The following is an 8,962-nucleotide window of genomic DNA, read 5'->3' on the forward strand; positions in this document are numbered from 1 at the left end:
GAACTCACGTTATTCGAGATTTTCCTTTTGGCCGGAGACCATCCGCACCTCTCACACCTTGACCAGCTGCTCCACGCGGTCTTTCTCCCCGAAGATCCTGATGTACCGCTCGATCTCTTTCTCGTCGCCGGTCGCCTTGGCCGGATTGTCGGAAAGCTTGACCGCAGGCCGGCCATTGGCTTCGGTGACCTTGCAGACCAGCGAGATGGCGTCGAGGCGGTTGGTGTCGGTCGGCGCGCAGCCCTCGAAATCATTGGTCAGGTTGGTGCCCCAGCCGAACGACATGCGCACCTTGCCGTGGAAATGGCGGTAGGTTTCCTCGATAGTCTCGACCTCGAGCCCGTCGGAGAAGATCAGCAGCTTCTGCCTGGGGTCCTTGCCCTTTTCGCGCCACCAGGAAAGGATCTTTTCGCCGCCTTCGATCGGCGGGGCGCTGTCGGGGCGGAAGCCGGTCCAGTCGGCGATCCAGTCCGGCGCGTCGCGCAGGAACGCCGCGGTGCCGAAGGTGTCCGGCAGCACGATCAGCAAATTGCCGCCATAATAGCGCTGCCAGTCCTGCAGCACCTTGTAGGGCGACTGTTTCAATTCCTTTTCCGAATTGGCCAGTGCTGCAAACACCATCGGCAGTTCATGCGCGTTGGTGCCGAGCGCTTCGAGGTCGTTGTCCATGGCGAGCAGCACGTTGGACGTACCGGTGAAAGCCTCGCCGATGCCTTCCTTGAGCGCCTCGACGCACCAGCGCTGCCACAGGAAGGAATGGCGGCGGCGAGTGCCGAAATCCGAAATGCGGATATCGGGCAGCGCTTTCAGCCGCTCGGTCTTGGCCCACATCTTGGCCTTGGCGCGGGCATAGAGCACGTCGAGCGCAAAAGGTCCGAACGCCCGCATGGCGGCGCGTGAACGAAGCTCATTAATGATGGCGAGCGCCGGGATCTCCCACAGCGTCGTGTACATCCACGGACCGCTGAAGCTCAATTCGTACTGACCATCGCGCTTGGAAAGCTCGTATTCCGGCAGCTGGAAATCTTCGAGCCAGGCGAGGAATTCCGGTTCGAATATCTGCTTGCGGCCATAGAAGGTGTTGCCGCCGAGCCAGATCATCTCCTTCTTGGAGAAGCGCAAGGTGCGGGCATGGTCGAGCTGATCACGCAGTTCCGCCTCGTCGATCTCGTCGGCAAGGCGAACCGAGGTGGTGCGATTGATCAGCGAGAAAGTGGTATCGACGTTGGGGTACATGCCCCAGATCATCTGCAGCATCAGCAGCTTGTAGAAATCGGTGTCGAGCAGGCTGCGGACGATCGGGTCTAGCTTCCAGGTGTGGTTGTAGACGCGCCGCGCTATATCGGTCTTAGTCATGTCTCGATGCCGCCTTCACTGCTCGCTCCCTGCGGAATGCCTCTTAGCATTGAATTTTTGAAAGCGCCTCCCGCTTTGCGGGCTGGTCCGACAAAAAGAAAACCCTGCGGCAAGCACACAGCTTCGGCAATTGCAGCCTCAGGACGCGGTCTTAGTGCCGACCACTCGCAGCGCCGGGCGCTTCCTGCGGATGCCGATACGGCCCGCCACCGGCGCATCGGCGCGGCCGTCGGCCTGCTCTTTCTCGGCAAACAGCCAGTCGATGAACAGCTGCACGATTGGCGCCGACCTCATCTCGTTGCGACAGACGACGTAGAAATCGTCGACCGCCGGCACCGACAGGCTGAACGGAGCGACGAGCAGCCCCCTGGCGAGCAGTCCGCTTGCGGTCACCGTATCGCCAAGCGCCACGCCATGACCATGAACCGCAGCCTCGCTCGCCATGCGGGCGTCGCCGAGATGATGGCGGCGGCCGCGCTCCAGATCCAGCGCATCGGCAGCGGCCAGCCAGGTGTGCCATTCACGGCCGTCATCGCCATGCAGGAAGACATGATCGGCGAGATCGCGCACGGTGCGGATCGGACGGTTGTTGATCAGCGTCGGGCTGACCACCGGGAACAGTTCGAGGCCCGACCATTTGCGCATCCAGCAATCGGTCCAGCTGCCGTCGCCATAGTGCACGCAGATGTCGATGTGCGGTGCCCGGATGTCCTTGGCGTCATTGGACGGGATCAGCGTCAGCCTGATGTCGGGGTATTGCGAAGTGAAGCTGCCGAGCCGCGGGATCATCCACAGCAGCAGCAGCGCCGGCACGCAGGACACTGATAGTGCGCCGGTGCTGGCCGGCCTCGTCATGCGCTGCGTGGCGGCAGCGATGCCGTCGAAGGCGGTCGACACCGCCGGCAGCAATTCGGCGCCGTGCGGCGTCAGCTTCACCCGCTGGCCGGCGCGCTCAAACAGCTTGACGCCAAGCGACTGTTCGAGCGCCTTGATCTGATGGCTGATGGCACCGTGGGTGACGTTCAGCTCAGCTGCCGCCTTGGTCAGCGAGGCGTGGCGCGCCGTCGCCTCGAAGGCCCGCAGTGGATTCAAAGGTGGCAGACGTTTGGCCATCAGAGCCTCAAACCTGTGAGATTTCCTCACAACGAAGACCCTAACAATATCAATTGATTTTTCAATGCGGCTACAAGACACTTTGCCCGGGAACAGTATCAAGACCTGAAATCCGCAGGCAGCCGGCGGGATGGCGACCGTCATTGATGGCCGCACTGCACCAGCCATGGAGGACCGACATGGGTTATAACAGCGGCAAGCTCGAAGCGTTGCGCCGCAAATATGGCGAAAGCCATGGCGGCGAAATGTTCGACCCGAAATTCCGGCGTGTCGCCGACAAGATCTTTTCCAAGAGCGGCACGCGGCTGGCGCCCTATTCCGGCATCCCGACCTTCCTCGCCGCGCCCTATCGGCAGATTGCCGCCGACAATCCGGATTTCGGCGATCTGCAGGTGGCGATGATCGGCGTGCCGATGGATCTTGGCGTCACCAATCGGCCCGGTGCCCGCTTCGGGCCAAGGGCGCTGCGCGCCATCGAGCGCATCGGGCCCTACAATCATGTGCTGGAATGCGCCCCAACGCATGAGCTGAAGGTGGCCGACATCGGCGACGTGCCGTTCCAGAGCCGCTACCGGCTGGAGACCAGCCACGACGACATCGAGCGCCGCACCAACCAGATCGTCGACGCCGGCGTCATTCCGCTTTCGGTGGGCGGCGATCATTCGATCAGCCACCCAATCCTGAAAGCTGTCGGTAAAAAGGCGCCAGTCGGCATGATCCATATCGACGCCCATTGCGACACCAGCGGCCTGTTCGACATGACCAAGTTCCATCATGGCGGCCCGTTCCGCAACGCGGTGCTGGACGGCGTGCTCGACCCGACCCGCACCATCCAGATCGGCATCCGCGGCTCGGCCGAATATCTATGGGAGTTCACCTACGAATCCGGCATGACCGTCGTGCATGCCGAAGAGGTGACCGGCCTCGGTATCCCCGCCATCATCGAGAAGGCGCGAAAGATCGTCGGCGACGGGCCGACCTATGTGTCCTTCGACATCGACAGCGTCGATCCGGCCTTCGCACCAGGCACCGGGACGCCGGAAGTCGGCGGGCTGACCACGCGGGAGGTGCTCGAACTGCTGCGCGGCCTGAAGGGCCTCAACATCGTCGGCGGCGACGTCGTCGAGGTGGCGCCGCAATATGACGCAACCACCAACACCGCACATGCCGGCGCGCAGGTGCTGTTCGAGATCCTCAGCCTGATGGTGTTCAGCCCAGCGATAACAGGCAAGGGAGCCTGAGGGAGCCCGACAGCAAATCCAAGGCGACCGCCGCGCTGGAGCCGGCGGCCGCATTCAAACAAAACAAGCTTCCAGCAGGGGAACGACAATGACATTTCAAATGAAGATCAAATCATCCATCGCCGCCGCGCTGATGCTCGCCGGTTTTGGTCTCGCGACCCAGGCCGCCAATGCCGACGCGGTCGACGACATCACCAAGGCCGGCGCCATCAATGTCGGCATTTTCTCCGACTTTCCGCCCTTCTCCTCGGCCAGTGCCGATATGAGCATCAAAGGCTATGACATCGACGTGGCGCAGTTCATCGCCGACCAGCTCAAGGTCAAGCTCAATTTGGTCAGCGTGACCGGCCAGAACCGCATCCCGTATCTTACCGACAAGCGCGTCGATATCCTGATGAGCGTCGGCTATTCCAAGGAGCGTGAGCAGGTGATCGATTTCGCCGCCGCCTACGCGCCCTACTATATCGCCGTGATCGGCCCGGCCGCGCTCAAAGTCGAAGGCAAAGACGACCTCGCCGACAAGTCGATCGCCGTCAACCGCGGCACGCTGGAAGATACGTCGCTTACCGAGGCAGCACCCGCCTCGGCCGATATCCGCCGTTTCGACAACTACAATTCCGTCATCCAAGCCTTCATCTCGGGTCAGACCCAGCTGATGGTCGTCGGCAACGATGTCGGCGCCCAGGTGCTCGCCCGCCAGGAGGCTCTGAAGCCGGAGCAGAAGTTCCAGCTCCTTACCTCACCCTCGCATATCGGCCTCAACAAGAACGAGGATCGCCTGAAGCAGGCCGTCAACGACGCGGTCGCCAAGATGCTGGCCGACGGCAAGCTGGACGAAAGCTCGAAGGCCTGGCTCAAGACGCCGCTCAATCCCGACAACCTCAAGGATTGACATCGAGTGGGCTATAGCCTCGACTTCGGCTGGCTTGTCGATGCGACGGGCGCGATCGCGCAAGGGGCGGCCACCACGATCCTCTTGATCGCCGTGACCACGCTAGCGGGAACGTTCCTCAGCATCCTCGGCGCGGCGGGGCGGCGAAACGGCCCCCTGCTGCTCAAGCGGGCGATCGGCGTCTATGTCGAAATTATCAGGAACACGCCGTTCCTGGTGCAGCTGTTCTTCATCTTCTTCGGGCTGCCCAGCATCGGCATAAGGCTCGATCCGGTGTTGGCCGCCATGCTGGCGATGACGCTCAACATGGCGGCCTACACGATCGAGATCGTCGGTGCCGGACTCGACGCCGTGCCGCGCGGGCAGACGGAAGCGGCACTGGCGCTGGGGCTCAGGCCGCGCCAGGTCTTCGTCAAGATCGTGCTGCCGCAGGCGCTCAAGGTGATCTTTCCGGCATTGACCAGCCAGATCGTCATCATGATGCTGGAGTCCGCCGTCGTGTCGCAGATCGCGGTGCGCGAACTGACCTACGAGGCCGACATGCTGCAGGCGCGGACCTTCCGCGCTTTCGAGACCTATTTCGTGGTGACGATGGTCTACCTCGTCCTGTCGATGGGGCTGCGCCGGCTGCTGGTCAGCGGCGGCCGCCGCGCTCTGGGAACCGGCGTGTCATGATCGAATTCACCTTCTGGGATATCGTCCGCAACCTTCTGCTCGCCGCGCGCTGGACGGTGCTTCTGTCGCTGGCCGCCTTCGTCGGCGGCGGCGCGGTCGGCATGGTCGTTCTGTTCTTCAGGATCGCCAAGAACAGATGGAGCCGGCGAATTGCTTCGGCCTACATCGCGCTTTTCCAGGGAACGCCGCTGCTCATGCAGCTCTTCCTGATGTTCTTTGGCCTGCCGATGCTGGGCTTGCGTATCGAACCGTGGACCGCCGCCGCACTTGGCCTCACCTTCTTCGCCAGTGCCTATCTCGCCGAAATCTGGCGCAGCGGCGTCGATGCGCTGCCGCGCGGCCAGTGGGACGCCGGCGCCAGCCTCGGCCTTCATTATCTGCAGGAGCTCAGGCTGATCATCCTGCCGCAGGCGTTTTCGATCACCCGCGCGCCGACCGTCGGTTTCCTGGTGCAGCTGGTCAAGTCGACCGCGTTGACCTCGATCATCGGTTTCGAGGAACTGGTCAGGACATCCAACGCCATCAACAATGCGACCTTCGAGCCGTTCACCGTCTATGGGCTGGTCGCTTTGATCTTCTTCATCATGTGCTTCCCGCTGACGCAATACGCACGTTCGCTTGAACGACGGGCAACCACGAACTAGGACGCCGGTTCTGCGCTGTGAAAAACGATTGATAACGATAACCGTGTTTCCAGCCGCCTCTTCGGAGCTATTTCCTTGTTGGAAGAAGAGTTCCATGTACTCTCCACATACTTAAGGAAGGGCTTGGGGATGAGAATTGCAATGCTCGTCGCGTTGGCCGCGACAATGGCTGGATGCGCGACCTCTCCGGTCGACTATGGCGCGTCGCTTTCGAAGCAAGACCAGAAATGGGCGTCGCCGGGATGCCAGCAAGCCCGCATAGAGGCTTCGGACTACGATGCTCGCGAAAAAAAGCAGCCGGGTTGGGGGACCGGCGTCTTTCTTGGCCCATACGGATTGGGGCTCGCAGCAGCCATCAAGGAGCACCAGCAGAAGCAACGAAAATTGTTCGCCCGCGAAGTGCACTTGCGGTGCTCAAGTCTTCCGCTGCCAAAAGAGTTGCAAAGCGAAGGCCCACAGGCCGCGAGTGCAAATCAGACGAAATATCCATAGACGTCACGACCCGCGTTCCTTCGTGACGATGGCGCTTTCATCAGTGCCCAAAGGAGAGCGGCGGCGCGATCTTGTCTCGCCGCAGCCAGCGCGCGAGAAGCAGCGCCGCCACCACCGCCAGTCCCAACGACAGGCCGATCCAGATGCCGACGCCATCGAGCCCGGAATGGAAGGCCAGCAGCACCCCGAGCGGCAGGCCGATGCCCCAATAGCCGATCGCGGCATAGATCATCGGCACCGTGGTATCGTGCAGGCCGCGCAGCATGCCGGCGGCCACGGCTTGCGCGCCGTCGAAAATCTGGAACAGCGCGGCAAAGGCCAGGAACGACACGGCAAGCCCGATCACCCTGGCATTGGCTGGGTTACCGAGGTCGATGAAAGCGCTGATCAGCAGCTGCGGCCACAGGATCATCGCCAGGCCCATCAGCGCCATGAAAGAGACGCCGATGACAAAGGCGGTCCAGCCGGCGCGGGAGACACCTTCCGCATCACTGGCGCCATGGGCAAGACCGACACGCACCGTCGCCGCCTGATTGAGGCCAAGCGGCACCATGAAGGAGATCGAGGCGATCTGGATGGCAATGGCATGCGCCGCGAGCGAGTCCGCATCGATCAGGCCCATGAGAAGGGCTGCCGCATTGAAGATCGTCACCTCGAACGCCAGGAGTCCGGCGATCGGCAGACCGAGCCGCAGCAGGCCCTTGAAGCGCGGCCAGTCGGCCCGCCAGAAGCGCCCGAACAGACGGTAGCGGCGAAACTTTGGCTCAAGCATCACCACCGCCGCCATGCCGGCGAACATCAGCATGCTCGACAGCGTGGTGGCGAGGCCGGAGCCGGCAATGCCCATCGAAGGAATGCCGAGATTGCCGAACATGAACACCCAGTTGAAGAGGGCGTTGCAGGCGACGGCAACGAAGACGATGACCAGCGCCCAACCCGGCCGCTCCAGCGCCGAGATGAACGAGCGCAGGACGATGTACCCGTAGAAGGGCAGCACCGCCCATTCTAGCCAGCGCAGGTAGATGCCGGCCTGATGCGCGAGCGCCGGCTCCTGGCCCATGGCCAGCAACACGGCCTCGCCGCGCCAGAGAAAGATCCAGATCGGGATTGAGATGAGGATCGCCAGCCACAGGCCCTGGCGTACGGTACGGCGCAGGTCGCGCACCGAGTGACGACGGCGGCCGAGTTCCGTGGCGATCATCGGCGAAGTCGCCAGCATCAGGCCCAGCCCGAAGATCAGCGGCATGAAATAGAGGTTGGCGCCGAGCGCGCCGCTGGCGAGCGTGTCCGGACCCAGCCGTCCCATCATCATGACGTCGGTGGCGGTCATCGCGGTCTGGCCGAGATTGGTGAGCACCATCGGCCAGGCGAGCGCCAGCGTCGCCCTGATTTCCTGACGCCAAAGGTTTTCCGGCGCGCGGGCGCCGGCTTCGATCGCAGACATTTTTTCGCCTATCCGATTGCGGCGCGTCGGCTAAAGCCGGAAGCCACGTCTCAGCGCGGAAAATGGCCACGATCGGCCGGATTCCGCATCAACGGCACGGCTTGTCCACGAAATTGGCGGAGATGGCAAGAGGCTGAGGCAGGCAAGGGTTAAGCCAGCGGGCGGAGGGTCTCACGCCTATTTGGGGAGAGCATGGAAGCCGCTATGGTTTGCGTCGTGGCCAATCCGACAAGGGCAGGCGGCATATCAGAGTCCATCGAAAGGCATGCGGATGAGCGCGTTTCCCGAAATCTACCTGGTTCGGCACGGCGAAACGGAATGGAGCGCGTCCGGAAAGCATACCGGACGGACCGACATACCATTGACGCCTGCCGGCGAGGAGGCCGCCGGGCGGATCATTGAGCGGTTGCGGGGGATTTCGTTCCAGGCCGTCTGGTCGAGCCCGTCCCAGCGCGCCTTCAAGACCTGTACGCTGGCCGGCTTCGGTTCGGCCGGCGTGAAAAAGGCCGATCTGGCGGAATGGGATTACGGCGCCTACGAGGGATTGACCACGAAGCAGATCCTCATCGAGCGCCCCGGCTGGCGGCTTTTTCGCGATGGCTGCCCAAGCGGCGAAGCGGCGCAGGATGTCGGCGCGAGGGCGGATCGGATCGTCAACCAGTTGCGCGAGGTCGGCGGCAATGTCCTGGTTTTCTCAAGCGCTCATTTCCTGAGGATGCTGGCAGCGCGCTGGCTCGGCCTGCCGCCGCAAGACGGCGCCCTCCTCGTCCTGGATACCGCCAGCATAAGCGTACTCGGCTACGAGCACGACCTTGCCGAACCAATTATCCGGCGCTGGAACCAGAGATAGCAGCCGCATTGCACGCTGTTCGAGCCTATCTGATCGCGTCCAGCGCCTGCCTCTGCCGATGCATCTCCAAAAACACGCGGTAGTCGCGATCGAACCGGCCGGCGGCAGCCGGATTCGACGCCCGCTTCCTGCCGCCCTGCTGCATGGCGACGCAGGCAGCATTGAGATCAGGGAAAAGCCCGGCGGCGGTGGCCGCGACCATGCCGGTGCCGAGCAGCACCGCCTCGTCGGCGAGCGGCTCGACCACCGTGCAGC

At 62.8% G+C, this 8,962-nt stretch carries 9 protein-coding genes and 1 pseudogene; 6 read left to right on the forward strand and 4 right to left on the reverse strand.

The window, feature by feature from the left end; translation table 11 throughout:
- Nucleotides 1–51: 51 nt before the first annotated feature.
- Together pncB and gcvA are read right to left on the reverse strand one after the other, a co-directional pair.
- Nucleotides 52–1,356, reverse strand: coding sequence for a nicotinate phosphoribosyltransferase (gene pncB / locus E5W87_RS12615; RefSeq protein ID WP_292397628.1), 1,305 nt, complete (start codon nt 1,354–1,356; stop codon nt 52–54).
- A gap of 138 nt (nt 1,357–1,494) precedes the next feature.
- Complete coding sequence (gene gcvA / locus E5W87_RS12620) at nt 1,495–2,469, reverse strand: transcriptional regulator GcvA (protein ID WP_292397631.1); 975 nt, start codon at nt 2,467–2,469, stop codon at nt 1,495–1,497.
- 179 nt (nt 2,470–2,648) lie between these two features.
- Between gcvA and speB the strand changes: the two genes are divergently transcribed.
- From speB to E5W87_RS12645, 5 genes are all read left to right on the forward strand, one after another.
- Nucleotides 2,649–3,710, forward strand: a complete 1,062-nt coding sequence (gene speB / locus E5W87_RS12625; protein WP_292397634.1) for an agmatinase — start codon at nt 2,649–2,651, stop codon at nt 3,708–3,710.
- A gap of 88 nt (nt 3,711–3,798) precedes the next feature.
- Nucleotides 3,799–4,602 (forward strand): transporter substrate-binding domain-containing protein, encoded by an 804-nt coding sequence (locus E5W87_RS12630; RefSeq protein ID WP_292397637.1) that lies wholly within the window; start codon nt 3,799–3,801, stop codon nt 4,600–4,602.
- A gap of 6 nt (nt 4,603–4,608) precedes the next feature.
- Nucleotides 4,609–5,277, forward strand: coding sequence for an amino acid ABC transporter permease (locus tag E5W87_RS12635; protein WP_292397640.1), 669 nt, complete (start codon nt 4,609–4,611; stop codon nt 5,275–5,277).
- Nucleotides 5,274–5,921: an amino acid ABC transporter permease gene (locus E5W87_RS12640; protein ID WP_292397643.1), complete on the forward strand. Its 648-nt coding sequence runs from the start codon at nt 5,274–5,276 to the stop codon at nt 5,919–5,921. Before E5W87_RS12635 ends, E5W87_RS12640 begins: the two co-directional genes overlap by 4 nt.
- Before the next feature lie 129 nt (nt 5,922–6,050).
- Nucleotides 6,051–6,413, forward strand: a complete 363-nt coding sequence (locus tag E5W87_RS12645) for a hypothetical protein (RefSeq protein WP_292397647.1) — start codon at nt 6,051–6,053, stop codon at nt 6,411–6,413.
- Between the two features lie 40 nt (nt 6,414–6,453).
- Here the strand turns inward: E5W87_RS12645 and E5W87_RS12650 are convergent, their stop codons facing one another.
- Nucleotides 6,454–7,857 carry an MATE family efflux transporter gene (locus E5W87_RS12650; RefSeq protein ID WP_292397650.1) on the reverse strand — a complete coding sequence of 468 codons (1,404 nt, stop codon included), beginning with the start codon at nt 7,855–7,857 and terminating at the stop codon, nt 6,454–6,456.
- 271 nt (nt 7,858–8,128) lie between these two features.
- On the opposite strand from E5W87_RS12650, the gene E5W87_RS12655 reads away from it, so the two are divergent.
- Nucleotides 8,129–8,707, forward strand: coding sequence for a histidine phosphatase family protein (locus tag E5W87_RS12655; protein ID WP_292397653.1), 579 nt, complete (start codon nt 8,129–8,131; stop codon nt 8,705–8,707).
- Nucleotides 8,708–8,732: 25 nt separating this feature from the next.
- On the opposite strand, the pseudogene E5W87_RS12660 reads toward E5W87_RS12655, so the two are convergent.
- Nucleotides 8,733–8,962: pseudogene (locus E5W87_RS12660) on the reverse strand (ribulokinase); the annotation flags it as partial.

This window comes from Mesorhizobium sp., assembly GCF_004962925.1.
Taxonomy (GTDB): Bacteria; Pseudomonadota; Alphaproteobacteria; order Rhizobiales; family Rhizobiaceae; genus Mesorhizobium.

Coding starts and splice junctions, on each gene's coding strand:
- pncB (WP_292397628.1), bottom strand. CDS start 1,356: ATGACTAAGACCGATATAGCGCGGCGCGTCTACAACCACACCTGGAAG.
- gcvA (WP_292397631.1), bottom strand. CDS start 2,469: ATGGCCAAACGTCTGCCACCTTTGAATCCACTGCGGGCCTTCGAGGCG.
- speB (WP_292397634.1), top strand. CDS start 2,649: ATGGGTTATAACAGCGGCAAGCTCGAAGCGTTGCGCCGCAAATATGGC.
- E5W87_RS12630 (WP_292397637.1), top strand. CDS start 3,799: ATGACATTTCAAATGAAGATCAAATCATCCATCGCCGCCGCGCTGATG.
- E5W87_RS12640 (WP_292397643.1), top strand. CDS start 5,274: ATGATCGAATTCACCTTCTGGGATATCGTCCGCAACCTTCTGCTCGCC.
- E5W87_RS12645 (WP_292397647.1), top strand. CDS start 6,051: ATGAGAATTGCAATGCTCGTCGCGTTGGCCGCGACAATGGCTGGATGC.
- E5W87_RS12650 (WP_292397650.1), bottom strand. CDS start 7,857: ATGTCTGCGATCGAAGCCGGCGCCCGCGCGCCGGAAAACCTTTGGCGT.
- E5W87_RS12655 (WP_292397653.1), top strand. CDS start 8,129: ATGAGCGCGTTTCCCGAAATCTACCTGGTTCGGCACGGCGAAACGGAA.